Source organism: Wohlfahrtiimonas sp. G9077 (assembly GCF_002252155.1).
Taxonomy (GTDB): Bacteria; Pseudomonadota; Gammaproteobacteria; order Cardiobacteriales; family Wohlfahrtiimonadaceae; genus Wohlfahrtiimonas.
Genome location: NZ_NEFD01000001.1, coordinates 251,973 through 278,499 on the forward strand (window position 1 = coordinate 251,973; position 26,527 = coordinate 278,499).

The 26,527-nt window shown below is 42.4% G+C and carries 32 protein-coding genes; 17 read left to right on the plus strand and 15 right to left on the minus strand.

The window, feature by feature from the left end; translation table 11 throughout:
* The first annotated feature begins 17 nt into the window (after positions 1 to 17).
* The 5 genes from petA (at position 18) to B9T20_RS01175 (ending at position 3,847) form a co-directional block, all read left to right on the plus strand.
* Complete coding sequence (petA, locus tag B9T20_RS01155; RefSeq protein ID WP_026165685.1) at positions 18 to 608, plus strand: ubiquinol-cytochrome c reductase iron-sulfur subunit; 591 nt, start codon at positions 18 to 20, stop codon at positions 606 to 608.
* Complete coding sequence (locus tag B9T20_RS01160; RefSeq protein ID WP_008314603.1) at positions 608 to 1,882, plus strand: cytochrome bc complex cytochrome b subunit; 1,275 nt, start codon at positions 608 to 610, stop codon at positions 1,880 to 1,882. Before petA ends, B9T20_RS01160 begins: the two co-directional genes overlap by 1 nt.
* Positions 1,879 to 2,706 carry a cytochrome c1 gene (locus B9T20_RS01165; protein WP_094489430.1) on the plus strand — a complete coding sequence of 276 codons (828 nt, stop codon included), beginning with the start codon at positions 1,879 to 1,881 and terminating at the stop codon, positions 2,704 to 2,706. Before B9T20_RS01160 ends, B9T20_RS01165 begins: the two co-directional genes overlap by 4 nt.
* Positions 2,707 to 2,773: 67 nt before the next feature.
* The gene (locus tag B9T20_RS01170; protein WP_008314601.1) at positions 2,774 to 3,373 is read left to right on the plus strand and encodes a glutathione binding-like protein; all 600 of its coding nucleotides are present in this window, start codon (positions 2,774 to 2,776) and stop codon (positions 3,371 to 3,373) included.
* 6 nt (positions 3,374 to 3,379) lie between these two features.
* Positions 3,380 to 3,847 carry a ClpXP protease specificity-enhancing factor gene (locus B9T20_RS01175; RefSeq protein WP_094489431.1) on the plus strand — a complete coding sequence of 156 codons (468 nt, stop codon included), beginning with the start codon at positions 3,380 to 3,382 and terminating at the stop codon, positions 3,845 to 3,847.
* A gap of 64 nt (positions 3,848 to 3,911) precedes the next feature.
* Here B9T20_RS01175 and ppa read toward each other — a convergent pair whose 3' ends face one another.
* Positions 3,912 to 4,448 (minus strand): inorganic diphosphatase, encoded by a 537-nt coding sequence (gene ppa / locus B9T20_RS01180; RefSeq protein ID WP_094489432.1) that lies wholly within the window; start codon positions 4,446 to 4,448, stop codon positions 3,912 to 3,914.
* Between the two features lie 86 nt (positions 4,449 to 4,534).
* Here ppa and B9T20_RS01185 point away from each other — a divergent pair, with 86 nt between their 5' ends.
* The 7 genes from B9T20_RS01185 (at position 4,535) to cysE (ending at position 9,330) form a co-directional block, all read left to right on the plus strand.
* The gene (locus tag B9T20_RS01185) at positions 4,535 to 5,158 is read left to right on the plus strand and encodes a thiamine diphosphokinase (RefSeq protein WP_094489433.1); all 624 of its coding nucleotides are present in this window, start codon (positions 4,535 to 4,537) and stop codon (positions 5,156 to 5,158) included.
* 80 nt (positions 5,159 to 5,238) lie between these two features.
* A complete protein-coding gene (gene modA / locus B9T20_RS01190; protein WP_094489434.1) occupies positions 5,239 to 5,982 on the plus strand; it encodes a molybdate ABC transporter substrate-binding protein in 744 nt (247 codons plus the stop codon).
* Positions 5,979 to 6,647, plus strand: coding sequence for a molybdate ABC transporter permease subunit (modB, locus tag B9T20_RS01195; protein ID WP_094489435.1), 669 nt, complete (start codon positions 5,979 to 5,981; stop codon positions 6,645 to 6,647). The genes modA and modB overlap by 4 nt, the downstream gene beginning before the upstream one ends.
* 7 nt (positions 6,648 to 6,654) lie before the next feature.
* Entirely contained in the window at positions 6,655 to 7,326 is a 672-nt protein-coding gene (locus B9T20_RS01200; RefSeq protein WP_094489436.1) for an ATP-binding cassette domain-containing protein, read from the plus strand.
* A gap of 67 nt (positions 7,327 to 7,393) precedes the next feature.
* Positions 7,394 to 7,780, plus strand: a complete 387-nt coding sequence (crcB, locus tag B9T20_RS01205) for a fluoride efflux transporter CrcB (protein ID WP_094489437.1) — start codon at positions 7,394 to 7,396, stop codon at positions 7,778 to 7,780.
* 12 nt (positions 7,781 to 7,792) lie between these two features.
* Positions 7,793 to 8,557: an RNA methyltransferase gene (locus B9T20_RS01210; RefSeq protein ID WP_094489438.1), complete on the plus strand. Its 765-nt coding sequence runs from the start codon at positions 7,793 to 7,795 to the stop codon at positions 8,555 to 8,557.
* Positions 8,558 to 8,559: 2 nt separating this feature from the next.
* Positions 8,560 to 9,330 (plus strand): serine O-acetyltransferase, encoded by a 771-nt coding sequence (gene cysE, locus B9T20_RS01215; RefSeq protein ID WP_094489439.1) that lies wholly within the window; start codon positions 8,560 to 8,562, stop codon positions 9,328 to 9,330.
* A gap of 58 nt (positions 9,331 to 9,388) precedes the next feature.
* Here the strand turns inward: cysE and B9T20_RS01220 are convergent, their stop codons facing one another.
* Positions 9,389 to 10,603 carry an argininosuccinate synthase gene (locus B9T20_RS01220; RefSeq protein WP_094489440.1) on the minus strand — a complete coding sequence of 405 codons (1,215 nt, stop codon included), beginning with the start codon at positions 10,601 to 10,603 and terminating at the stop codon, positions 9,389 to 9,391.
* Positions 10,604 to 10,620: 17 nt separating this feature from the next.
* On the minus strand, positions 10,621 to 12,009 hold the full coding sequence (gene trkA / locus B9T20_RS01225; RefSeq protein ID WP_094489441.1) for a Trk system potassium transporter TrkA: 1,389 nt from the start codon (positions 12,007 to 12,009) through the stop codon (positions 10,621 to 10,623).
* 181 nt (positions 12,010 to 12,190) lie between these two features.
* On the opposite strand from trkA, the gene B9T20_RS01230 reads away from it, so the two are divergent.
* The 4 genes from B9T20_RS01230 to pnuC all read left to right on the plus strand — a co-directional run bounded on the left by B9T20_RS01230 (position 12,191) and on the right by pnuC (position 15,329).
* A complete protein-coding gene (locus tag B9T20_RS01230; RefSeq protein WP_094489442.1) occupies positions 12,191 to 12,841 on the plus strand; it encodes a ZapG family protein in 651 nt (216 codons plus the stop codon).
* A 72-nt stretch (positions 12,842 to 12,913) separates the two neighbouring features.
* Positions 12,914 to 13,339 (plus strand): Rrf2 family transcriptional regulator, encoded by a 426-nt coding sequence (locus B9T20_RS01235; RefSeq protein WP_094489443.1) that lies wholly within the window; start codon positions 12,914 to 12,916, stop codon positions 13,337 to 13,339.
* Positions 13,340 to 13,400: 61 nt separating this feature from the next.
* On the plus strand, positions 13,401 to 14,633 hold the full coding sequence (gene nadR / locus B9T20_RS01240; protein WP_094489444.1) for a multifunctional transcriptional regulator/nicotinamide-nucleotide adenylyltransferase/ribosylnicotinamide kinase NadR: 1,233 nt from the start codon (positions 13,401 to 13,403) through the stop codon (positions 14,631 to 14,633).
* A 9-nt stretch (positions 14,634 to 14,642) separates the two neighbouring features.
* A complete protein-coding gene (pnuC, locus tag B9T20_RS01245; RefSeq protein WP_094489445.1) occupies positions 14,643 to 15,329 on the plus strand; it encodes a nicotinamide riboside transporter PnuC in 687 nt (228 codons plus the stop codon).
* A gap of 54 nt (positions 15,330 to 15,383) precedes the next feature.
* Here the strand turns inward: pnuC and rplI are convergent, their stop codons facing one another.
* From rplI to kdsB, 5 genes are all read right to left on the minus strand, one after another.
* Positions 15,384 to 15,830 (minus strand): 50S ribosomal protein L9, encoded by a 447-nt coding sequence (gene rplI, locus B9T20_RS01250; protein ID WP_008314578.1) that lies wholly within the window; start codon positions 15,828 to 15,830, stop codon positions 15,384 to 15,386.
* A gap of 15 nt (positions 15,831 to 15,845) precedes the next feature.
* Positions 15,846 to 16,070: a 30S ribosomal protein S18 gene (gene rpsR, locus B9T20_RS01255; protein WP_008314575.1), complete on the minus strand. Its 225-nt coding sequence runs from the start codon at positions 16,068 to 16,070 to the stop codon at positions 15,846 to 15,848.
* A gap of 28 nt (positions 16,071 to 16,098) precedes the next feature.
* Positions 16,099 to 16,461 (minus strand): 30S ribosomal protein S6, encoded by a 363-nt coding sequence (rpsF, locus tag B9T20_RS01260; RefSeq protein WP_008314572.1) that lies wholly within the window; start codon positions 16,459 to 16,461, stop codon positions 16,099 to 16,101.
* Positions 16,462 to 16,558: 97 nt separating this feature from the next.
* Positions 16,559 to 17,398 (minus strand): archaetidylserine decarboxylase, encoded by an 840-nt coding sequence (gene asd, locus B9T20_RS01265; RefSeq protein WP_094489446.1) that lies wholly within the window; start codon positions 17,396 to 17,398, stop codon positions 16,559 to 16,561.
* 1 nt (position 17,399) lies between these two features.
* Positions 17,400 to 18,170, minus strand: coding sequence for a 3-deoxy-manno-octulosonate cytidylyltransferase (kdsB, locus tag B9T20_RS01270; RefSeq protein ID WP_094489447.1), 771 nt, complete (start codon positions 18,168 to 18,170; stop codon positions 17,400 to 17,402).
* 391 nt (positions 18,171 to 18,561) lie between these two features.
* Here kdsB and eda point away from each other — a divergent pair, with 391 nt between their 5' ends.
* Complete coding sequence (gene eda / locus B9T20_RS01275) at positions 18,562 to 19,206, plus strand: bifunctional 4-hydroxy-2-oxoglutarate aldolase/2-dehydro-3-deoxy-phosphogluconate aldolase (protein ID WP_094489448.1); 645 nt, start codon at positions 18,562 to 18,564, stop codon at positions 19,204 to 19,206.
* Here eda and B9T20_RS01280 read toward each other — a convergent pair.
* The 7 genes from B9T20_RS01280 to rpsA all read right to left on the minus strand — a co-directional run bounded on the left by B9T20_RS01280 (position 19,192) and on the right by rpsA (position 26,474).
* Positions 19,192 to 19,989 (minus strand): penicillin-insensitive murein endopeptidase, encoded by a 798-nt coding sequence (locus tag B9T20_RS01280; RefSeq protein ID WP_094489449.1) that lies wholly within the window; start codon positions 19,987 to 19,989, stop codon positions 19,192 to 19,194. The two genes, eda and B9T20_RS01280, sit on opposite strands and share 15 nt — an antisense overlap.
* Positions 19,989 to 20,885, minus strand: coding sequence for a diaminopimelate dehydrogenase (locus B9T20_RS01285; protein WP_094489450.1), 897 nt, complete (start codon positions 20,883 to 20,885; stop codon positions 19,989 to 19,991). The genes B9T20_RS01280 and B9T20_RS01285 overlap by 1 nt, the downstream gene beginning before the upstream one ends.
* Positions 20,886 to 20,908: 23 nt before the next feature.
* The gene (hemH, locus tag B9T20_RS01290) at positions 20,909 to 21,871 is read right to left on the minus strand and encodes a ferrochelatase (RefSeq protein WP_094489451.1); all 963 of its coding nucleotides are present in this window, start codon (positions 21,869 to 21,871) and stop codon (positions 20,909 to 20,911) included.
* Between the two features lie 151 nt (positions 21,872 to 22,022).
* Positions 22,023 to 23,819, minus strand: a complete 1,797-nt coding sequence (gene aspS / locus B9T20_RS01295) for an aspartate--tRNA ligase (protein ID WP_094489452.1) — start codon at positions 23,817 to 23,819, stop codon at positions 22,023 to 22,025.
* 33 nt (positions 23,820 to 23,852) lie between these two features.
* Positions 23,853 to 24,113 carry an FmdB family zinc ribbon protein gene (locus B9T20_RS01300; RefSeq protein ID WP_094489453.1) on the minus strand — a complete coding sequence of 87 codons (261 nt, stop codon included), beginning with the start codon at positions 24,111 to 24,113 and terminating at the stop codon, positions 23,853 to 23,855.
* A 143-nt stretch (positions 24,114 to 24,256) separates the two neighbouring features.
* Positions 24,257 to 24,559, minus strand: a complete 303-nt coding sequence (gene ihfB, locus B9T20_RS01305) for an integration host factor subunit beta (protein ID WP_008314552.1) — start codon at positions 24,557 to 24,559, stop codon at positions 24,257 to 24,259.
* A 247-nt stretch (positions 24,560 to 24,806) separates the two neighbouring features.
* A complete protein-coding gene (rpsA, locus tag B9T20_RS01310) occupies positions 24,807 to 26,474 on the minus strand; it encodes a 30S ribosomal protein S1 (RefSeq protein WP_199415213.1) in 1,668 nt (555 codons plus the stop codon).
* Positions 26,475 to 26,527: the final 53 nt, after the last annotated feature.

The following is a 26,527-nucleotide window of genomic DNA, read 5'->3' on the forward strand; positions in this document are numbered from 1 at the left end:
GTAAATCGGAGAATGTGATGAGTGATAATAACAATGTCGATCTCAAAAGACGACGTGTTCTGACGCTAGCAACGTCAGCCGTAGGCGGTGCAGGAGCTATGTTCTTAGCCTACCCTTTCATTGCTTCGTGGATGCCTAGCGAAAAAGCAAAAAACGCTGGTGCGCCTGTTGAAGTGGACCTATCTAAATTAAAGCCAGGTGAATTACTGCGCGTTGAATGGCAAGGGAAACCTGTTTGGATCTTAAACAGAACTCCTGAAATGCTCTCTTTGTTAGAGAAAATTCCAGCCAGCGAATTGGTGGACCCTGAGTCTAATATGGATCAACAACCAAGTTATGCAAAAAATGCATGGCGCTCTGAGAAAAAAGAGGTCTTGGTGTTGGTTGGTATTTGTACTCACTTAGGTTGTTCCCCAACCTACCGCCCGAATGTTGTACCGGCTGAAAATTGGGTCGGTGGCTTCTTCTGCCCATGTCACGGTTCGAAATTTGACTTAGCGGGTCGCGTGTATAAAAACGTACCTGCGCCCACGAACCTCATCGTACCTAACTACCAATTCTTAGAAGGCAACCGCCTCTTGATTGGTAAAGATAAGGAGAGCGCATAATGGCATTTAAAGAAAACAGTTCACAGCGCGGCATTGTTGGCTGGATCGATAACCGTTTACCGGTTGTCGAAGCCACTCGCAAACACATGACCGAATATTACGCACCGAAAAACTTCAACTTCTTGTATGTGTTCGGTGTGTTGTCGATGGTGGTTTTAGTGAACCAAATCATCACAGGTATTTGGCTTGTCATGCATTACATTCCCGATGCCACTTTAAGCGAAACAGGCATGCCGATTGCCTTTGCTTCCGTCGAAACTGCCATCATGCGTGACGTGGATTGGATGTGGTTGATACGCTACATGCATGAAGTGGGCGCATCGATGTTCTTCGTAGTGGTCTACATCCACATGTTCCGCGGTTTAATGTACGGCTCTTTCCGTAAACCACGCGAACTTGTGTGGATCTTCGGTATGCTCATTTATTTACTCTTGATGGCTGAAGCCTTCATTGGTTACGTATTACCCTACGGTCAAATGTCCTTCTGGGGCGCGCAAGTAATCATCTCATTATTTGGTGCAATCCCTTATGTGGGCGACACTTTACTTGAGTTCATTCGCGGTGACTTCGTAATTTCAGCGGCCACTGTATCTCGCTTCTTTGCCCTTCACGTGATTGCTTTACCACTTGTGTTGGTTTTCTTAGTGATTGGTCACATCTTAGCGCTTCACCATGTGGGTTCAAACAACCCTGATGGCATTGAAATCAAAGATCATTTAGATGAAAATGGCAAGCCTTTAGACGGCATCCCATTCCATCCTTACTACTCTGTGCATGACACATTTGCAGTGGGCATCTTCTTAATCATCTTTGCTTTGATCGTGTTCTATGCACCAGAAATGGGTGGTTATTTCTTAGAAAAACCAAACTTTGATCCAGCAAACCCATTGGCAACACCATCACACATTGCACCCGTTTGGTACTTCACGCCATTTTACTCCATCTTACGTGCGATCCCATCATGGTTTGGTACGCAAATCTGGGGTGTCATTGGCATGGGCGGCGCGATTGCAGTACTTTTCGTCTTACCTTGGTTAGACAGAAGCCCTGTGAAATCCATCCGTTATAAAGGACCATTGACTAAAATTCTTTTAACACTCTTTGTGATCTGCTTCTTAGTATTGGGTTACTTAGGTGTTGTAGAAGCAACTGCAGGTAGAACATTGGTTGCAAGACTTTGTACGGTTTATTATTTCGCTTTCTTCTTATTGATGCCAATTTGGAGCAAGCTTGATAAAACAAAACCAGTACCAACAAGGGTGACAATGAAATGAAAAAATTAAAAATTTTATTAATGTCAATCTCATTGATGTCAGCAGCTTCTGCAACGACTTTACCACCAGTTGAGATTGATGTAACAGATCAAGTATCTTTACAAAATGGTGCTGAGCTCTTCATGCAATACTGCCATGGTTGTCACTCATTAGAGTTTCAACGTTATAACGTGACAGGTCGCGACATTGGTATGGCCGATGACAATGCAGTTAAAGATAAACTCATTCACACAGGCAGCTTCTCTACCCGTGAAAATGAGTATCAGCCAACGAAAGTGGGTGATTTAATGAAATCATCCATGAACCGTAATGATTCGAACTTATGGTTTGGTAAAGCGCCACCGGATTTATCCACCATCGTGCGTGCACGTACAGGTGATCCGAATGGTTCGGTTGAGCCACGTAAAAATGGTGCGGACTACATTTATCACTATTTGAATTCATTCTATTTAGATGATACCCGCCCCATTGGCGTGAACAACATTGCCTTCCCAAGCGTGGGTATGCCACATGTGTTGGCAGAGCTTCAAGGCGAAACCAAAGCCGTTTTTGAAGAGCGCCTACCAGAAGGTTGTAAAGTTGCCGATGAGAACGAATGTAAACCTGAAACTGTGGTGATTGATACTGAAGTCATCACACCCGGAAAAATGACGCCTGAAGAGTATCGTGCGGCGACTCGTGACATTGTGAACTTCTTGTCCTATGTTGCAGAGCCTGCGCAAATCAAGCGTGCTCAATACGGGCCATGGGTCATTCTCTTCTTAGTGATCTTTACAGCTTGTGCCTATTTCATGAATAGAGAATACTGGAAAGATGTAAAATAAGCAGTATAAAGTGGGCTATCCTTTGGATAGCCCATTGTTTTTATTTTGTTTGAGGTAAAGGAATAAAATGTCTACACGTCGTTCAGGCTTTACGCTTTATCAAGAAAATCCTTCATTAGATGCGGATCGTATCGCGATTACATTATTAGAAAAAAATATACTCAGCGATTCTGTCTATGTTGACATCAGCAATCCGCCCGAAGAGTTATTAGATATTAACCCACAATTAATTCTCCCAACTTTAGAAACAAAAGAAGTCACCCTCTATTATCCTGGCATCGTCTTAGAGTTTTTAGACGAACGCTTTCCTCATCCACCTTTATTGCCCCATGATCCCATCAATCGCGGTAAGTTTCGCTTGATTCTAAAGCGCGTCTTAAATGAATGGTATCCTTTGCTTGAAAAAGTCCTTAAAAAAGGCGAAGCTGATAAGAAATCCATGAAAGCCATTCATGATCTATTATTGCGCTACAACCCATTATTTGAGGGTTTCATCTATTTTCAGAGCAATGATTTTAGTATCATAGATGCATCGCTCGCACCGTTCTTCTGGCATTTGCAAGCCTTTGACATTGCCATTCCAGAAAAAGCGCCGGCGATCATCGAATACAATAGCAACATTCTCGCGCGCGAGAGTGTGATTCATCATTACAAATCAAAGGGGTAATTCACCATGATGACTTCAAATAAGCCTTATATCATCCGCGCATTTTATGATTGGATTGTGGACAATGATGTCACACCCTACATTGCCGTGGATGCCACATTGCCTTATGTTGAAGTCCCTGAGGATTATGTGACAGAAGGTAAAATCATTTTAAACATCGAGCCTTCTGCCACACCAAATCTCGTGCTTGGCAATGAATGGATCTCATTTTCTGCACGGTTTGGTGGTGTACCAATGGACATCAATGTACCCATTGGTGCCATCATTGCCATTTATGCCCGTGAAAATGGTCATGGCATTGAATTTCCACCTGAACCTTTATTGGATGATCCGTTTCCTGCAGATGCAGAAAAATCCTCGCCCTTTGCTGTCATTGCCAATGATGACAATGATAAACCTGCCAAAAAATCACCGGCTAAAAAAGAAACTCGTAAAAAAGCCACTAAAAAACCATCCCTCACCATTGTTGAGTGATGTTCAAACCAATAAAAAAGCCTGTTTTCACAGGCTTTTTCTTCATCTTAAATTGAAACAGTCATTATTTTTTGCTGTTGAACAATTCTAAAGATTTTAAGATCTCTTTTTCAGCATCTTCTTTTGTGCCAAAACCATCTAATTTAACCCATTTACCTTTTTCTAAACCTTTGTAGTTTTGGAAGAAGAATTCGATTTGTTTGACCAATAATTCAGGTAAATCATCGATGGATTGAATGTTGTCGTACATTGGGCACAATTTAGACACAGGCACTGCCACTAATTTTGCATCGCCGCCAGATTCATCTGTCATGTTCAATACGCCTAAAGGACGTGCACGCACAACACAACCGTGAATCAATGGAAAGGGGGTCACCACCAATACATCTAATGCATCGCCATCATCACATAATGTTTGTGGAATGTAACCGTAGTTTGCAGGATAACGCATGTTAGTGCCCACAAAACGATCAACCCAAACTAAATCATCTTCGATCTCATATTTCACAGGATCAGATTCCGCAGGGATTTCGATGATACAGTTAAAATCTTCAGTGATTTTGTTTAAATCTTTTGCAGCTGGAATGGAATTAAAGCTCATTTTTGACCTCTATTGTGTGATGAACATCTAAAACGCGTTATTATACCCGTTTATATCCTCGACTTCCATGCACCTAAAGGCACAAAATGTACGCTCGTTTGATTCTTTTGCTTCCTGGCCCCGTCCATTACTCACAACTGAACCTCTCATTGAATCAAAATGATTACATCATTGCCGTCGACGGTGGCATTGAACATGTCAAAGGGCTCAATGTCACGCCAAATTTATGGGTGGGCGATTTTGATTCATGCAAACATGATGATCATCAACGTTATCTTCATTTAAATAAAGAGACGCATCCCACAGATAAAGATTATTTAGACACAGAGCTTGCCCTTTCAAAGGCCGAATCGATGAACATCACAGAATGCATTTTAATTGGCGGCATTGGCGGGCTCATCGACCATCAAATGGGTTTATTCATGTTGCCATGCGCACATCCATCCCTTAAGTTTATCCATACAGATGGCAAGACCAAACTCTATTCCCTCAATCATGCTTGTGCGCTTGCCATTACGCAAGAACACTATCATCGCTTGAGCATCGTGCCCATCACAACGCTGCAATCGGTGACCACACGCGGCGTTAAATGGCCGTTAACCGATGCCACATTACCGGCAGGATTTGGCCGTTCCCTCAGCAATCAGATCACAGAATCAACCTTACATTACACCCAAAAAGATGGCATTGGTTGGATCATTCTCTCTTAATCGCCGCGATGAGATTGAATTTCGATATGTAACAATGTATATTACGAGCTGTTTAGATTCCTAACTGTGGAGTAATACGCATGAAAAAACATTTAATTGCCACAACGTTAATCGCCTCATTATTCACTTTAGCTTCTGCTGAAGAGATCATGGTGTCTGCGGCCGCGAGCTTAACAAATGCCTTTACCGACATCGCTAAAAACTACGAAAAAGCCCATCCTGAAGATAAAGTGATGCTCAACTTTGCAGGCTCTGGCGCGTTGCTACAACAAATGGAAAATGGCGCGCCTGTGGACATCTTTGCCTCAGCAGACCAAGTGACTATGGACAAAGCCATTGAGAAAAAATTAATCAAAGCCGATACACGCAAAACCTTTGTCCAAAATACATTGGTGGTAATTGTCAGTACAGACAGCAAATTAGATCCTAAAAATTTAGAAGATTTAACCAAAGCAGATGTCACCAAAATTGCCTTAGCGAATCCTGCAAGCGTACCGGTTGGCCGTTATACCAAAGGCGTTTTAGAAGCTGCAAAATTATGGCAAACCCTTGAGCCTAAATTCATTGAAACCGAAAGCGTGCGTCAATCCCTTGCGTATGTGGCACAAAATGAAACAGACACAGGCTTTGTGTATGGCACCGATGCCGCCGTTCTTAAAAAAGAGGTGCGCGTTGCCTTCACAGTGCCCACAGAAAAACCGATCACTTACCCGATTGCCTTAACCGCCGAGAGTAAAAAAGGCAGTGACCGCTTCTATCACTACATTTTCAATGATGAAAGCCAAAAGATTTTAGAGGATTACGGATTCACAAAACCTGAATGATCGATTCCATTTATCCAATTTTAATCCTAACGCTTAAAGTGGCAGGTTTTGCCACTTTGATCGGCTCCCTATTAGGCATTTTAATTGGATACTTCCTAGCACGAGCAAACTTTTGGGGTAAAAATCTACTCGACACCATCCTTACCCTACCGATGGTTTTACCTCCGACAGTACTCGGCTATTACCTCTTAACAGTCATTGGCCAGAAAAGCATGTTTGGCCAATGGTTGTATTCATCATTTGGCATTCGCTTGATTTTCACATGGCAAGCGGCGGTCATCGCAGCAACAATTGTGGCATTCCCATTGATTTTAAAGCCAGCCCGCGCAGCCTTTGAAGATGTCAACCGTGAATATGAACAAGCGGCAAGCATGCTTGGCGTCTCTAAAATTGCCATCTTTTTTCGCGTCACCTTACCATTGGCTTGGCGAGGCGTTCTCTCTGGCGTCCTCTTAGCTTTTGCCCGCGCATTGGGCGAATTTGGCGCAACCTTAATGGTGGCCGGTGCCACACAAAAAACTCAAACCCTATCAATTGCCATTTATCGTGCCTATAATTCATTTGATTATGATACGGCAAATTATTTAGTGCTCATCACATCGATTGTGTGTGTCTGTATTTTAATGACGGCAACCTTCCTCAACCCGCGCAAACCACGCTTGTAGGGGCACCATGAACATTGATCTCTCCATCCATAAAACATTAACGGCCTATAAACGCACCTTTGTGCTTGATGTTGACTATCAAACCGATGCAGAGCGTTTGGTGATTGTGGGCGCATCAGGCTCTGGCAAAAGCGTTTTATTAAAAACCATCGCAGGGCTCATCACGCCCGATGCCGGTCACATTGCGTTACAAAATCGTGTTTTATTTGATGCCAATCAGCAAATCAACCTCAAACCCCAAGAACGCAAATTGGCCTATCTCTTTCAGAGTTATGCCCTATTCCCACATTTAAATGTGGCACAAAACATCGGCTTTGCACTGCACAAATCCATTGTCAATGGCCGCAAACATCATGTGCCGCCAGAGGTACAATATTGGCTTGAACTCTTTCATTTAAAGGGCATTCAATTTCAATACCCCGATGAAATCTCAGGTGGACAAAAACAGCGCGTCGCCCTTGCCCGCGCTTTGATTGTCAATCCGATGGCCATCTTATTAGATGAGCCTTTTTCAGCACTAGATACTGATCTACGCGGCATCATGCGTAAAGAGCTCAGCGACATTCAAGCCGATCTACAAATTCCCATGATTCTCATCACCCACGATCATGAAGATGCCAGAACCTTTGGCGATGCTGTCATTGAAATTGAAAATGGCCAGATTTTGAAGACATCTTAAACACGGTGCTTTTAAAGTGCGCCCATAACTCATACAATAGCGCATTGATCACCATTTTATCTTAGGCATGAATCAACTCATCATCATTACACTCATCGGCATTGGCGGCGGTTTAGGTGCGATTTTACGGCATTTGAGCGGCGTTGCCATTGTGCGTATTTGGCCACATCCATTCCCGATGGCAACCTTTAGCATCAATCTTTTAGGGGCATTGTTGATTGGTGTATTGATGGCGATTCTCACAGCAAAAGAGACTGAGTCCTCTTTACTCAAATATTTCTTCATCACAGGATTATGCGGTGGTTACACCACCTTTTCCACATTCTCCCTCGAAAATTGGCAGCTCATCGAAGCAGGTAAATTTGGCACGGCCCTCCTTTACAGTGCAAGCAGCCTCATTTTAAGCTTAGGCTGCGTCTTTGCGGGACTCTATGTGGGCAAATCCCTCTCTTAAAAAGCAATCATCATGAAAAAACCTTTTCCCGATACCCTATTAAATCGCATTCGCATTGTTATGGTGCGCACCTCTCACTCCGGCAACATTGGCGCCGCTGCCCGAGCGATGCGCGTGATGGGTTTATACCATTTAACTTTAGTGGATCCTAAACACTTCCCAAGCCAAGAAGCCACAGCATTGGCAAGTGGCGCGGTGGATGTATTAGAACAAGCTGTGGTTGTGCCCACCTTAGAAGAGGCATTAAAAGATTGCCATGTGGCTTATGCCACCACTGCGCGCCCACGATACATTTCATCAAAGCTTTATACCGTTGAAGAAGCGGCCATTGAAGCTGTGCGTGACATTCAAGTGGCGGATGATCAACAGATTGCCTTTGTCTTTGGCACAGAACGCACAGGCCTCACCAATGAAGAGATCGAACTTTGCCAACGCATGATGACGATTCCCACTGAAAATCGTTACAATTCACTCAACATTGCCTCCGCCATTCAAGTGGTGTGTTATGAGCTCCATAAAGCCCATAAAACAGCGTTAGAGATTCCGATGATCACTGAGCACTTTGATCTTGATCCTTTAGCCACCGGCGACATGCGTGAAGGCTTTTATCAACATTTAGAAGATGTGTTATGCCAAACGGAATTTTTAGATCCCAATGAGCCAAAAAACATCATGAAAAAAGTTCGCAACCTTTTTCAAAAACGTGATTTAACTGAACCTGAAATCCATTTATTGCGCGGCATTCTCACCGCCATTAACCGCAAAATTGAGGGCTAACCATGTTCAAACACATGAAAGAAGACATTCAAACCATTCACTATAAAGATCCTGCTGCGCGCAATACTTTAGAAGTGTTGCTTGCATATCCCGGTTTATGGGCCGTTTGGGGCCATCGCATCTCCCATTTTTTATGGCATCATCACTGTAAATTATTGGCGCGTTGGTTATCAACGGTGACGCGTTTTTTAACCGGCATTGAGATCCATCCGGGCGCAAAAATTGGTCGCCGCTTTTTCATCGACCATGGCATGGGTGTTGTGATTGGGGAAACCACAGAGATTGGCAATGATTGTACCCTCTATCATGGTGTGACATTAGGCGGCACGAGCCTCAATGAAGGTAAACGCCACCCAACCCTTGGCAATAATGTGATCATTGGTGCAGGCGCCAAAATTTTGGGCCCCATTACCCTTGGGGACAATGCCAAAGTGGGTTCTAACTCTGTGGTGACCAAACCCATCCCAGAAAATACCACCGCGGTTGGTATTCCTGCGCGCATTGTGAAACAAAATACGCTCTCAACAGAGATTGCCAGCAAACTCTTTACGGCTTATGGCGTTGATGCCATCACGCCTGATCCTGAAGCCACTGCCATTAATTTACTCCTTGATCACATTCAATCATTGGATCAAAGTTTAAAAAACATCTGTAAAGAGCTTGCGGCCCAAGACATCCACATTTGCACTAAAGTGCCTAAATTAGATGATCAAGAGCTTGAGAATTTAGAAGCCTTTACGCAAAATCAAGAACCTAAAGATTCTACGCAATAACCATTTAGCCATAAAAAAAGGACTGCCAAGCAGTCCTTTTTCAATCAATGCTTAAACATTATTTATTTTTATGCGCACGTTTTGCAGCTGTGCGTAAACGAAGGGCATTTAATTTAATAAAGCCAGCTGCGTCTTTTTGATCATAAGCGCCTGCATCATCTTCAAATGTTGCGATGTTTTCATCAAATAAAGATTCTTCAGATTTACGACCCACAACGATTACATTACCTTTGTAGAGTTTTAAGCGCACAACACCAGAGACGTGTTCTTGGGACTTATCAATCGCCGCTTGTAACATTTCACGCTCAGGGCTCCACCAGTAACCGTTATAGATTAAAGATGCGTAACGTGGCATCAATTCATCTTTCAAGTGTGCCGCTTCACGGTCTAATGTGATGGATTCAATCGCACGATGTGCTTTTAAAATCACAGTCCCTGCTGGCGTTTCATAGCAACCACGAGCTTTCATGCCCACATAGCGGTTTTCAACGATGTCCACGCGGCCAATGCCGTTCGCGCCTGCGATTTTGTTCAATTCTGCCATCACAGATGCCGGTGATTTCTCAACGCCATCAATCGCTACAACGTCGCCTTTTTCAAAGGTCAATTCGATGTATGTAGGCTCATTGGGTGCTTCTTCAGGGGAAACTGTCCAGCGCCACATATCCACTTCAGGTTCATTCCATGGGTTTTCTAAGGCCAAACCTTCATAAGAGATGTGCAATAAGTTCGCATCCATTGAATATGGCGATTTTTTACCGCCACGATCGATTTGAATGTTATTTTTTTCAGCGTAGTTGAGTAATTTTTCACGAGACATTAAATCCCATTCACGCCAAGGTGCGATCACTTTAACATCTGGTTTTAATGCATAAGCGCCCAATTCAAAACGCACTTGATCGTTCCCTTTACCCGTTGCGCCATGAGAGATGGCATCAGCATTGGTTTCATTGGCGATCTCAATTAAACGCTTAGCGATCAATGGACGCGCAATGGACGTCCCTAATAAATATTCACCTTCATAAATGGTGTTCGCGCGGAACATTGGGAAGATAAAATCACGTGCAAACTCTTCACGTAAATCATCAATGTAGATCTCTTTAACGCCCAATGCTTGTGCTTTAGCACGTGCAGGCTCAACTTCTTCGCCTTGACCTAAATCTGCCGTGAAGGTGACCACTTCACAATTGTACTCATCTTGTAACCATTTTAAGATGACAGATGTATCTAAACCGCCTGAATAGGCGAGAACAACTTTGTTCACTTTACTCATTAAACTCTCCTTGTGTATTAATCATGACTGCCTTTAATTTGGCACAGCGATTCCAATTCTGGAATACTTTGCTTATTTGAAATGAAAAAGATCATGTGGTCATTTTCTTCAATGATGGAATTCTTATGGGAGACGATCACCTGCTGATTACGAATGATGCCCGCAAGCGTAATGCCGTCCGGCCAATCGATCTCTTCAACCACTTTACCAATGATTCGAGAGGTATCTGGCGTACCGTGTGCAACAATTTCAAACGCTTCTAAATCACCGGTGCCAAGTGAATACAACTGAATCACATCGCCCTTACGAATATAGGTCAATAATACACCTAAAGTCACTTGTTGCGGAGAGAAAGCGATGTCAATATTTGACTCATTTTCCACCAAATCCACAAAGGCACTGCGATTGATCAATGTAATGACGCGTTTAGCCCCTAAACGCTTGGCCAACATGCTGGATAAAATGTTCGTTTGCTCATCTTCCGTGACCGCACAATAGACATCGATTTGATCAATGTTCTCATCGTACAACAATCCCTCATCGGTACAATCACCATTTAACACAAGGGCATTTTTTAAGTGCGATGTTAAGCGCGCTGCATTTGCCTTATCAATTTCAATGATTTTAACGCGCAGATCATCCTCTAAAGCGCTTGCTAGACGATAACCAATATTACCGCCACCTGCGATCATCACTTTTTTGGCAATTTTTGTGGATGGGCGAATCTCTGCCATCACCAAGCGCGCATGTTTTTGTGGGCACAAATAATAAACTTCATCGCCCACTTCAATGACGCTTTCTCCGGTAATCTCTAATGGCTCATCTTTACGGAAAATGGCCACAATGCGCACATCAATGTCCGGCAAATGCGATGGCAAATCTTTAATGGGTAATCCCACCAAACGTCCGCCCTCTTCTGCTTGAGCGGCCACAATCAAAACACGTCCACGATCAAAGCGCAGCACTTGCTGGGCGCCTGGCAAATTGATGATGTTTTTTAAACGCTCTTTGACCAAAATCTCTGGGCTGATGATCACGTCTATGTTGAACGCTTTTTCTAATTCATGGCCAAAGATGTCTGCATATTCAATGTAAGATTGAGAGCGAATGCGGGCAATTTTCAAACGCACATTAAAGAGCGTGTGTGACAATTGACAAGCGATCATATTTACCTCATCGCTCGATGTCACGGCAATGACAATGTCCGCCTCTTTTGCACCGGCTTCATCTAGCACGTGTGGCAACGATGCATTGCCCACCACTGTGCGAATGTCATAGCGATCTTGCAGATTCGCTAAAATGTTCGAGTCAACATCGACAATCGTCACCTCATGTTTCGCCTCTTGCGAAAGAATATTGGCAGCGTTAGAACCGACCTGTCCTGCACCTAAAATCAGTATTTTCATGGAAAGACACAAACAATTATAAAAACAAAGCAGATCATTGTATGGAGTTCATAGGGAGTTTTCAACAGCTAATTAAAATAAGCCCTAAATGGCGTAAAATTCAGTACAATGAATGATCAATGAATAGTATAATGAATTTGCTTGATATTTTTTAATAATTTAAATGATATAAGGAGTTAACATGGGTGCAGAAGTGATGTTTTTCATTTTAGGTGGCATTGCCGGTGTTGTGATCGGCTATTTCGTGGCCCGCTCTGGCGTGTCTGCAAACAATGAAGTGATGGATAAACTCAAAGCCGAACTTGAGGTTGTCAAAGAAAAATTGAAAACCCAAACGGAACATTTCACTGAAAGTGAAAATTTATTGCACCGTTTAGGCACTGATTTAAAAGATTTATATCAACACATGAGTAAAAATGAGATCTCCACTTTAAAAGAAAAATTTAAAGGTTTGGTGATCGATGCCGATGCAAAAGTCGATGAAATTGGCCATAAAGCAAAAGATGCTGGCCAAAAAGTCAAAGAAACAGTTGAACATGCTCGCCAAACAGCAAAAGAGGAAATGGCTGCCGCTCAAGAAAAGTCTGAAGATGTTAAAAAGGCTGCTCAAGAGAAAATCGAGCAAGCACAAGAAAAAATCGACGAGGCTCAAAAAGATGCCAAAGAAAAAGCCGCAAACGTGGCCGATGATGTACAAGACAAGGCATCCGATGTTAAAGATGCCGCAGTAGATGCCACACAAGCAGCAAAAGAGAAAATCTCGGATGCTAAAGATGCTGTGGTTGAAAAAGCAACAGAAGCCAAAGACAAAGTGAAAGATGCGGTAAAATAACCCATTGATCATTCATAGGATCCAGCGCATTGCGCTGGATCATTTTTTTATCCCCATTGACTGAACACAACCATGCAACTCACACAACAAACGGATTACGCCTTTAAAACTATGATTTATGTGGCGAGCTACCCAGATCGACTCGTCAACATCAGTGAGATTGCCAACTACTACACCATATCCCGAAGCCACTTAACTAAAGTGATTGCCAAACTCAATAAACATGGTTATTTAACCAGCATCCGCGGCAATCAAGGCGGCTTAAAATTAGGACAGAATCCTCTGAACATTAACCTTGGTCAATTGGTGCGGGATTTTGAAGAGTTTTCCCTCATTGAGTGCTTTTCGAGCACCAATCAATGCCAAGTGATGCCACAATGTCGCATTAAACGCATCATGCAAGATGCCCTTAAAAGCTTTTTACAAGTGCTCGATGGCTACTGCTTAGCGGACATCATCAGCAATCCTGCCCTCATCCACTTGGTGCGCGGCGAATAAAGGTTTTATATATTAAACAAAATATGTATAATTAATAATAATTGTTTAAGGAGACAGCGCTATGATCAATATGGCCTATGTGAAAAAAGTCATCAAAGATAAAGGTTTAACCCTACAAAATGTGGCAGACCACTGCGACATGACCAAGGGTTATTTAAGCCAGTTACTCAATAATAAAGTGCAAAACCCAAGCGCCACAAAGCTCAATGCGCTCTATCAATACCTCAACATCAATCCACAAACGGAAGATAAAACGGTGGGTTTGATTTTTGGGGCATTTTATCCGCTGCATACAGGACACGTTTACCTCATTCAGCGCGCCATCAGTCAATTAGATGAACTGCATATTATTTTACGCTACAACGAAGCGCGGGATTTACAAACATTTAAAGACAGCGCCATGAGCCGTCAACCCTCTTTAAAAGATCGATTACGCTGGTTATTGCAAACCTTTAAATACCAAAAAAACATCCACATCCATTACATTGATGAAGAGAACCTCACGCAATCGATGGAAGATCAGATCAAATGGGCCCATAAAGTGGATGAGTTTTTGCAATCTCATAATATTGATCCTAATATCATCTACAGCAGTGAAACCCATGATGTAGATTTTTACCAAAAGCATTTAGGATTGCCGACTAAAATCATTGATCCTGAGCGCACCTTTATGAACATTTGCAGCGAAGACATTCGCCGCTCGCCCTTGCATCATTGGGAATACATTCCTACAGAAGTTCGCCCATTTTTTGTCAAAACCATTGCCATTTTAGGCGGTGAGTCCAGCGGTAAAAGCACGATGGTCAATAAATTGGCCAATATGTTCAACACCACCAGCGCTTGGGAATATGGACGTGAATATGTGTTTAAACATTTAGGTGGCGATGAACGTGCCTTACAGTTTTCGGACTATGACAAAATTGCCTTAGGTCATGCGCAATACATCGATTTTGCCGTCAAACATGCCAATAAGATCGCCTTTATTGACACAGACTTCATCACCACACAAGCCTTTTGTATGAAGTATGAAGGTAAATCGAATCCATTTGTACAAGCGATGATCGACACCTATCGTTTTGATTTAGTGATTTTATTGGAAAATAATACGCCATGGGTGGCCGATGGCCTACGCCATTTAGGCTCAAATCATGTGCGCAAAGAGTTTCAGTGCTTACTCAAGTCATTACTTGCGGAAAATAATGTGCCCTATGTCGAGATCACCTCAGATCAATACGATGAGCGCTATTTACAATGCATTGATTTAGTGGATGGATTATTGAAAAACTCACTGTAAGGAGGAGACATGCGTTCGCTCATTTTAACCATCGGTCGACACAAGGCCTATCCGTTTGTCTGTTTCATTTTGGTGATTGGCGCATTTTTATACACAGAACCGTTTAAAGCCCTCAATCTTCGTTATGCCATCTCATTTTTTGGCGCGATCACAGGCTTAATTTGCGTCATTTTATTCACGCGCAGAAGTCAGCTGGGCAACTATTTTGGCTTGTTGGCCACCTTTGGCGAGAGCATGGGCAATTTTTTGGGCGGTAACATTGGTGCCGGATTGCCCCATCTGTATAACTTCAGTACACATGTGTATGGCATTTTCAATTGGCGCAAACATCATGATCAAGATGATAAAGTGATCACCCGCAGCCTAACATGGATGCAAATGTTTTATGTCATTTCCGCCTTTTTTGCCATTTTTGGTTTGAGCATCTGGATCACAAAAGTGATGGGCGTGGACAATACCCTCGGGCAACTCATCGTCAATGGCATCATTTTTGGTTTAGCGGTACCCGCACAAACGCTACTGGTGATGCGTTATGACTTTAACTGGTACCTTTGGATCATCATGAATGTGTTTGTGGTGGGGTTAAACTTTTTTGGCCCTGAGCCTAATCCTGTCATTGGTGCACAATATTGCATTTATCTTTTTAATGCTGTCTATGGTTTAATCGAATGGCGATCCTTTGCACACAAACAGTAAGGCAACAAAAAACCCGCAATCAGCGGGTTTTTTTAATGCATTGAGGGGTTGAAATTATTCAGCCACTACGTTCACTTGGATGTCTACAACAACATCTGGGTGCAATGCTAATACAACAGCGTGTTCACCGATGCTACGGATAGAACCGTCAGCGATGCGAACTTCACGTTTGTCTAATTTAACGCCAGCGTTGGTTACCGCTTCAGCGATGTCTTGGCTAGTCACAGCACCGAATAAACGGCCTTCTGTACCTGCTTTCACAGACATAGTGATCACGATACCGCTTAATTTTTCGCCGCGTTCAGTTGCATCTGCCAAAATAGCTGCTTGTTTAGCTTCTAATTCTGCACGACGCTCTTCTAATTTTTGTAAATTCGCAGGTGTTGCTTCTGTAGCTTTACCTAATGGTAATAAGTAGTTACGAGCATAACCAGATTTTACTTCAACAGTATCACCAAGTTGACCTAACTTGCCGATTTTTTCTAATAAAATAACTTGCATGATTGCTCCTTAAAATTAATGCTGATCAGTATATGGAAGCAATGCAATGTAGCGAGCGCGTTTGATCGCAGTTGCTAATTGACGCTGATAACGAGCTTGCGTTCCAGTAACACGACTTGGGATGATTTTCCCAGTTTCAGTGATATAATTTTTTAAGGTATTGATATCTTTATAATCAATTTCTTTTACGTTTTCTGCTGTGAAACGGCAGAATCTTTTACGACGAAAATAACGTGACATATTTAAATTCCTTTATTGAATGATGGGATTATTCACCCGCTTCAGCAGACTCTTCGTTAGAACGGTCTTCGCGCTGAGGCTTAACTAATACAGATGGCTCAGTCACAGCTTCTTCTTTTTGAATAACCATGTGACGTAAAATCGCATCATTGAAACGGAAAATGCCTTGTAATTCTTCAAGAGCCAATTCGTTACATTCAATGTTCATTAACACATAATGAGCTTTATGTAATTTTTGAATTGGGTAAGCCAATTGACGACGACCCCAATCTTCTAAACGGTGGATTTGGCCACCTTCGTTCGTTACAACTGAACGATAACGTTCAATCATCGCTGGTACTTGTTCGCTTTGATCTGGATGAACAAGGAATACAACTTCATAATGACGCATATTCATAATTCCTTATGGATTTATTAACAATAAAGTCTTCAGAATACCTGTAAGACAAGGAATGTATTTTGTTAAAAATACAAGCGCTAAATTATAATCAATCTTGAGACAAATTGCAAAGATTATAAAGCGCCCCGCCCATTTGCACCGGCGCTGCCTCTTTTAACTCAGGATTTAAGGCAACGCGATCATTCTTTTCAAGGAGCACAATCGCCGTCGAACCCATATTAAAGCGCCCCATTTCTGCACCTTTTTCTAACGTCATGCCATCTTCATAATGTTGATACGCCAACACTTTACCATAAGGCGGTGTGATCTCCCCTGCCCACACAGTTTCCATGCTTGAAACATTGATCGCACCCACTAAAATGACAATCATCTTGCCATATTCCGTATCAAACACAGAGACATAACGCTCATTTTCTGCAAACAATGTGGGAATTTGTCCGGCTGTTTTCAATGACACACTGTAAAGCTTGCCCGGAATGTGAATGGTGCGCAGTAATTTGCCTGTCGCTGGCATATGCACGCGATGATAATCCCTTGGAGATAAATACACCGTTGCAAAACTGCCATCTTTGAAGATTTGTGCAAGCTCGGGATCTGCAATTAAACTCTCCACTGTAAAATCATGGCCTTTAGCACGAATAAATTGGGTATCTTCTAAATTGCCACACGCTGCAATTTTACCATCGGCAGGTGACACTAAAGGCGCATCATGAATGGGGCGCGCGCCATTTTCTAATGGACGGGTGAAAAACTCATTGAAGGTTTTAAAATCTTCAGGTTTTTTCACAGCGCTCTCTTGCCAATTGATGTCATAGAGCTTTGAGAAAACCTTAATGAACAAATTTTTAAACCAAGGCGTTTGAATGCGTGTCAATTTACGCATGCACCATGAGCTTAAGCGTTGCGGTAAAAAATATTGAATCGACATCTTATTGCCCCTTCTCTTTGGCATACCATGCGCGTGCTGCGGTTAATTCGGCCTCTGTATCAATGCCAACAGGCGGTACTGTGTTCATTTTTTCCACCACAATTTGATAACCATTTGATAAAGCTCGCAGCTGCTCTAAGGATTCGGCTTGCTCTAAATGTGAGGGCTGTAAATTGGGATAAGCTTTTAAGAAAAAGGCTCGATAAGCATACACACCAATGTGGCGCTCAGGCGTTAAATTGTTTGGCAATGCTCCTTCGCCTTGCTCAACGCCTCTTGGATATGGAATGGGCGCACGCGAAAAGTATAAAGCGCCGTCCACATGATTGTGCACCACTTTCACCACATTCGGGTTTAAAAAATCTTCCCATGTGGCAATCGATGTGGCCAATGTGCTCATGGCAGCATGTTCGTGACAGGCCAATTTTGTTGCCACTTTTTGAATGTATTCATAAGGTAAAAAGGGTTCGTCCCCCTGCCAGTTCACAATGATTTCTTCATCTTGAAAACCGCAGATGTTCGCCACTTCTGCTAAGCGATCCGTCCCTGTTGGATGATCACTCGATGTCATCACAACTTCCGCTCCGATGCTGCGCATGTGATCATAAATCGTGGGATCATCCGTCGCCACAATCACTTTTTTAGCCTTCACAGACATGGCTTGGCGCCATGTGTGCTCAATCACTGGCTGCTCGCCTATCAAGAGCATCATTTTATTCGGCAAACGCGTCGATTTTAAACGCGCCGGAATCACAATGACAAAATCATTCATAACATCAAACCCAATTCGGTAATAAAGCGCCTATTCTAGCAGAGGCGCCCTTAAAAAAAACCCCTCATCCCTTTTCGAATATTTCGCACATTCTTTATGCAAAAATGCTATTGACTTATTCTTAAATGCTCTATACGCTAGAAGTCATGCACAATACATGGAAGTCAAGTCAAACCCACAAAACGACCGTCTATATATAAATACCGCCCTAAATTCTCGTTTTGATCATTTTATAGTCATATACTTGACCTGATTCAACCATGCGCCCTGCGGGCCATAAATTAAAGTTATCCACAGGTTTATCCACAGTTTATGTGGACAATATCCCCAATTAAAAACCCTTTCGATCTCACATCGAAAGTTTAACCGAACCCATAATAAGAGATGAAATATGATGAAAAAACGCTCTGATCTTTTACCGAACAATTCTGTCATTCCTGTGGCTGTGATCGACAGCATCTCAGATGGCTTAAAATTGGCTGACATTTTAATCAAAGAAGCATTGCCGATCCTTGAGGTGACCTTTCGCTCAAAAAATGCCTCCGACATTTTAAAGGCCATTAAAGATCATTATCCTGATTTAACCGTTGCCGCCGGCACCATCATTAATCCTGAGCAAGCAAAATTGGCCTATACATCTGATGCTGACTTTTTAGTCAGCCCAGGCTGTAATCCGCGCACCATTCAAACGGCACAAGATTTAGGTGTCATGATTGTTCCGGGCGTCAATAGTCCTACGGCCATTGAAATGGCACTCAATTATGGCGTGACGACCATGAAGTTCTTCCCTGCTGAAGCCTCAGGCGGCATTGAGATGATTAAAGCGATTTTAGCACCTTATCAAGAGATTCAGTTGATCCCAACAGGCGGTATCAACGACAGTAATTTTAGAGATTATTTGGCGATTGATCGCGTCATTGCTTGCGGCATGAGCTGGATGGTGGAAAAACGCTTAATCAATGATGGTAATTGGACAGAAATTGCCCGTCGTGTGCGTTTGGTCAAAGAGTTACTGGATGCATCACCGACGAAGTAAAATTGTCTCGCACGCTTTTGGCATCGCAGGTTTCTGCGGTGCTTTTTTATTGCTCATTGGTTTTTTACGGCCAAGGGCAATCTCTTGCTGATCTTTGATCCAGTTGTTTAAATCGGCATCACATCCGGAAGTTTTGGTAACAGACGCTTGTGGCACACAATAAGGTTGATTATTCGGACATTTTAAACGCACATGAAAATGGGAATCGTGCCCAAACCACGGTCGGATTTTATATAACCATGAGGGATCTTTCTCAGTGGCGCATAAATGGGCTTTGATGACGGGATTGACAAAAATCCGCTCTGTTTGTGGATACAATGCCGCTTGATGCAATAAATCACGATAATAAGGATGCCAATTGACCACTTGACCCGTTTTGGCATTGACCAATGAAGGCGTTTCTAACGACTCTTTTTCATTGGGTTTTAAGCCAGATGCACCAACGCGCTCAAACCAAATGTCCACATCCAATCCAATTTGATGACTGGCATGGCCATAAGGCATGCGCCCGCCATGCGCTTGTGACATGTCCCCTAAAATCACTGTTGCATTTTGGGTGTTGGCAAATTGCCCTAAGTATTGAATCAAAGATAATAAAGCGGCATCGCCATAATTGCGTGCGCGACTTGGGCGCACTTGTTCATAACCGATGCCGCGAATGGGAATGGTGACGCCACCGGCAAAACAGCCGTTGGCGTAACTGCCATGAATGACGGTTTCATTGGCATGCCCTTGCCCATATAATGCAAGCGAGAGCATACAAACCGCCATCCATGCTTTCATTATACGAGTGCCTTAATCCAATCTTCGCGCTCACCTTCTAAGAAATCCACCATTGGAATTTCAATCAACGTGTATGCGCCTTTCTCTTGACGCATTGCAGCACGACCACTTGACACCATCACTTGCGCTGTCAATGCAGGATTGTCGATGGACATTTTGAACATAAAGTTCTGATTGCCCGATGTGCCTGAAGCACCTTTACGCGTCAATTCCACACCGTGACCCACATCTTTTAACAAATTCACATCATCCACAAATTTAACATGTGTTTCATCATGAATGAAATAAGGATCTGTTTTAATGAGATTTTCAACGATTTCAGGGGTTGCACCTTCCGATAATTCTACATACACCATGCGGCGATGCACACCTGCGCCCGTTGGCATTGTCATGGATAAGGCATCTTTCACGCCTTCAATGGCTTTGACTGCCACCGTGTGCCCCATGCTCATGCCTGGGCCAAAGTTGGTGTATGTCATGCCATTGGGTGCCATGGCCATTAACATTGCACGCACGATGGAGTCTGTACCGGGATCCCAGCCTGAAGAAACGATGGCCACAGCATTGTTCGCACGCGCCACTTCATTCAATTCACTGCGCACTTCTAAAATACTGGAATGAATGTCATAGCTATCGACCGTATGAATGCCTTTGGCTAAATAGGCTTTGGCTTGTTCTGGCACTTGACGTGTTGGAATGGCTAAAAATGCCACATCAATCTTCTCACTGAACTGATCCACAGATGTTTTAACCACAACATTAGGGTATTGAGCAATTGGCTCACCACTACGGCGAATCGCGCCCACTAAATTAAAATCTTTCGTTTGTAATAAGACATCGATAACTTTTAAACCCACGTTACCGGAACCTACAACAATAGCATTAATTTTTTTCATCTATGTTTACTCCTGATGGAAGATTAATGAGAATCCACAATCAATTGCTTCATCATCTCAATGTGCAGAGCTTCTGTATTGAGGCATGGAATGAACTGATAATATTCACCCCCTTTCTCCATAAAGTAGTCTCTGTTTTCAACGCCCATTTCTTCAATGGTTTCTAGGCAGTCCGCACTGAAGCCTGGGCAAAACACGGCAACTCGTTTCACGCCTTGAGCGGGTAAACTTGGCAAATATTCAAAGGAATAAGGTTTTAACCACTCCACATTACCAAATTTTGATTGAAACACCGTGGTGATTTTCAAGTCAGGACGATTCAACGCCTTTTCAATGAGTTTTGTGGTGGCCATACATTGATCATAATATGGATCACCTTTCTCATAGGTTGATTTTGGCATACCGTGATAGGATAACACAAGCTCATCAATTGCTGTATCGCCTAAGCCTTCCTCAATTTTTGCGCGGCACGCATCAATGTACACAGGATGATCATAATAATCGCTGAGCATCTGAATTTCTGGGAAATAACGGCGCGCTTTTAATGTATCGGCAACCGCATCAAACACTGTGGCTGTTGTGGCCGCACAATATTGCGGATACAACGGCAAAATGATGATTTTATCGACTTTCTTAGCAATCAATTGATCTAAGCCCTGCTCAATCGATGGCTCACCATAACGCATCGCCACGACAACGTCATAATTCTCTGGCAAGACTTTTTCAAGGGCGGTGGCTTGATCTTGTGTGATGTATAAAAGCGGAGAACCCCGTTCCGTCCAAACGGTGGCATATTTTTCTGCCGAATCCTTTGGGCGAGTGGTTAAAATAAAGCCATTTAAAATGAAGAACCAAATAAATTTAGGCACTTCAATCACGCGCGGATCACTTAAAAATTCGCGCAAATATGGACGAACATCTTTTGCTGTCGGTGATTTCGGTGTGCCAAGATTCACCAGCAAAACACCTATTTTACGGCCTTCCATGTCTTGGTTCCTATCTAATCAATAAAGTGCACCATTATGCATGAATTCTGCTGAATGTGAAACATTCTCACCCACAATCGCAGTTAATTTTATCTATTGCGCTCATAAAAAAAGCCATCAACGATGGCTTTTTTGTGGATCAATCTAAAGATTATGCCTCTTCTTTTTTCACTTCAGGCAATTTCACTTCAATGGATAACTCTTTTAATTGCTTAGGATTAGCCATTGACGGTGCATCTGTCATCAAGCAGGATGCTGTTTGTGTTTTCGGGAAGGCAATCACTTCACGGATGGATTTAGCGTGCGTCATGAGCATGATCAAACGATCTAAACCAAACGCTAAACCTGCATGTGGCGGCGCACCATATTTTAATGCATCTAATAAGAAGGAGAATTTCTCTTCGGCTTCTTCTTTAGAAATACCCAATAAATCAAATACTTGATATTGAACTTCAGGCTGATAAATACGCACAGAACCACCGCCTAGCTCAGTGCCGTTTAACACCATGTCATACGCTTTGGCCACTGCATTTTCAGGATCATTTTTCAATGATTCAATGCCATCTTTTGGCGTTGTGAATGGATGGTGAACCGCCACATAACGTTTTTCATCTTCATCGTATTCAAACATTGGGAAATCGATCACCCACATTGGCGCCCATTCACAAGTCATCAAGTTCAAATCTTCACCCAATTTAATGCGAAGCGCACCAATGGCATCATTCACCACTTTTGCTTTGTCCGCACCAAAGAAGATGATGTCATTGTCTTTGGCATCGGCTGCTTTTAATAACGCTTCAATTGTTGCGTCATCTAAGAATTTAGTGATCGGTGATTGCAAACCTTCACGGCCTTCCGCCACATTGTTCACTTTGATGTACGCTAAACCACGTGCGCCATAACGGCCCACATATTTCGTCAATTCATCGATGTCTTTACGGGACAATTTATCCGCTGAATTTGGGACATTTAACGCAACCACGCGGCCTTTTGCCATGTTTGCAGCGTCTTTAAACACTTTAAATTCAGTGGATTTCATGATGTCTGTCACATCAATGAATTCTAACGGAATGCGTAAATCCGGCTTATCTGAACCATATTTGTACATGGCATCTGCATATGTCATCACTGGGAATGATTCTGCTAAATCAACATTGATGGCTTTTTTGAACACTTTACGAATCATGTCTTCTGCCATCGCCATGATGTCTTTTTCCTCTAAGAAAGAGGTTTCAATATCAATTTGTGTGAATTCAGGCTGACGATCCGCACGCAAGTCTTCATCACGGAAACAACGCACGATTTGATAATAACGGTCAAAACCACTCATCATTAAAATTTGTTTAAAGAGTTGTGGGCTTTGTGGCAATGCAAAGAACTCACCAGGATATGTACGTGATGGCACCAAATAGTCACGCGCACCTTCTGGCGTGGCTTTGGTTAAAAATGGGGTTTCGATGTCTAAAAAGCCCGCATCATCCAAATAATCACGCACTGCGCGCGTTACTTTAGAACGAAGCATTAAGTTATATTGCATTTTTTTACCGCGTAAATCTAAATAGCGATATTTTAAACGCACCTCTTCAGAAGTATTTTCATCATCCACTTGGAATGGCAATGCATCGGCTTTGTTTAAAATGGTCAATGCTGTTGCGATCACTTCAATTTTACCGGACACCAATTTGTCATTGAACATATCTTCAGGGCGCATGCGCACTTTGCCCACCACCTGAATCACAAACTCATTACGAATGCGTTCTGCTTCTTTGAACTGATCAGCGGGCGTCACTTCTGGGTCGATTACGATTTGCACAATGCCTTCACGGTCACGTAAATCGATGAAAATAACACCACCATGGTCACGACGGCGATGAACCCAGCCAGTCAACGTGACAGTTTGATCTAATAGAGCTTCTGAAACCAAGCCCGCATAATGAGAACGCATCATAATTAAGTTTACCTTTAAACGTTTTGAATTAAATTAATGTTTGTGAGAACAGCTAGAACCACATTGATGAGCAGAGCTGCCAGAATCTTGGCTGGCCAAATTCTTTTGGTTACTGGATTTAAAATCCGTTTCATACCAACCTGAACCTTTCAAACGAAAGTTTGGCGCTGTCACTTGTTTTGCTAAGCGCGGCGCCTTGCACTCTGGACATTCAACCAATGGATCTGCAGAAATTTTCTGTAATGCTTCAAACTCGTGACCACAATTGTCACATTTATATTGATAAATTGGCATGTTTTCCTCAAACAAACTCACAACATAACAAAATCCGATAATTATACTGAATTTTTTTACTTCTTTCAGTGAAATTATCAGACTCAAACGAACGAATAGACGTTATACCATAAAAAAATCCCTTCGTGAGAAGGGACTTGATTTTAGTGAATTTTAAATTTGTTGCGGCTATCGTTCACCTGTTCTCTTAAGAGCTTACCAGGCTTAAAGTGAGTGGCATATTTACCGCTCAACTCAACAGCATCCCCAGTCTTAGGGTTGCGGCCAATTTTTGGCTCACGATAACGCAAAGAAAAACTACCAAAACCGCGGATTTCAATGCGGTTATTTGAAACCAATGTGTCACTCATGTGCTCTAAAATGAGTTTCACACCTTTTTCAATTTCCGCCGCTGGAATACGTGGGTATTTAGCGCTTAGTTTTTCAATTAATTCAGACTTAGTCATTCCTATAAACCTCTTTATACACACTGACAGTACTATTCTAGTACACAATTCTTCTAAAATCCCCTCATGATTCAGTGATTGGGCACCACTTAATCTGAAATAAGGCACAACTTTATCATAAAGTTACTGTTTTATTCAAACCAATCCTGCTCAATCACTCAATCGCACTACCAATGCGTCCCACATCAGTAAAAAAAGCCATTACATTTCGTAATGGCTTTTATTCATTCACCTAAATTGCTTTAGATTACTGTTGTTTCATTTGCTCTTTCAACAAATCACCTAAAGTACCGCCCACTGAGCTCTTGCTTGCAGAGTAATCAGCGATTGCGCGTGCATCTTCAGCTTGATCTTTTGCTTTAACAGATAAAACGATTGTGCGGTTTTTCTTATCAACGTTTACGAATTTAGCTTCCACTTTATCGCCAACATTGTATACGTTGCGAACGTCTTCGATTTTCTCGTTAGAAACGTCAGCAGCGCGTAAAGAACCTTCAACGCCTTCGCCTAAATCAATCGTTGCAGCTTTAGCATCTACAGCAATTACAGTACCAGTTACGATGCTGCCTTTATCATGATCTGCTAAGAAGTTAGAGAATGGGTCTTGGTCTAATTGTTTGATGCCTAAAGAGATACGCTCACGTTCTGCATCTACAGCCAATACCACTGCTTCTACTTCGTCACCACGCTTGAAGTTACGAACAGCTTCTTCGCCAGATTCGTTCCAAGAGATGTCAGACAAGTGAACCAAACCATCAATACCGCCATCTAAACCGATGAAGATACCGAAATCAGTGATGGATTTGATTTGACCTTTCACACGATCATTTTTGCTGTATTTATCAGCAAATTCGATCCATGGGTTAGGTGTCACTTGTTTCATACCTAAAGAGATACGACGACGTTCTTCGTCGATTTCTAAAATTACAACTTCAACTTCTTCGCCGATTGTTACAACTTTAGCTGGGTTAACGTTTTTGTTTGTCCAATCCATTTCTGAAACGTGAACCAAACCTTCGATACCATCTTCGATTTCAACGAAACAACCGTAATCAGTAATGTTGCTCACCGCACCTTTTGCTTTCGCGCCAGCTGGGAAACGTACTGATAATTCGTGCCATGGATCGTTACCTAATTGTTTCAAGCCTAAAGAAACACGGTTACGTTCGCGGTCGAATTTCAACAATACAACTTCGATTTCTTGACCGATTTCAACGATTTCAGAAGGATGACGAACACGTTTCCAAGCCATATCTGTGATGTGTAACAAACCATCGATACCGCCTAAGTCTAAGAACGCACCGTAATCAGTTAAGTTCTTAACAACGCCTTTGATCTTATCGCCTTCTTTCAAGTTCGCTAATAACTCTTCGCGTTCTGCTGAGTATTCTTTCTCAACCACTGCTTTACGAGATACAACGATGTTGTTGCGTTTAGGATCTAATTTAATTAATTTAAGTTCTAATTCTTTGCCTTCTAAGTAAGAAGCATCGCGAACTGGGCGAACATCTACTAAAGAACCTGGTAAGAATGCTTTGATCTCACCGATGTCAACAGTAAAGCCACCTTTAACTTTGCCAGAAATAACACCTTTGATGATTTCGTCAGCTTCAAGAGATTTTTCAAGGCGAGCCCAAATTTCTGCTTTCTTAGCTTTTTCACGAGATAAGCGAGTTTCACCCATACCATCGTCAACAGACTCAAGAATAACGTCAACTTTATCGCCAACTTGTACTTCTAAATCACCATTTTCGTTTTGGAATTGTTCAGCAGGGATACGGCCTTCACTTTTAAGACCCGCATCAACGATTACGAATTCTTTACTAATCGCAACAACGGTAACTTCAATGATAGAACCAACTTCTGGTTTTTCTTGAATGGATTGTTCAAATAACTCAGCAAAACTTAGCATAATAATATGTACTCTGTAGATGATCGCTCTAAATATCTTTCAAATCTAAAAATATT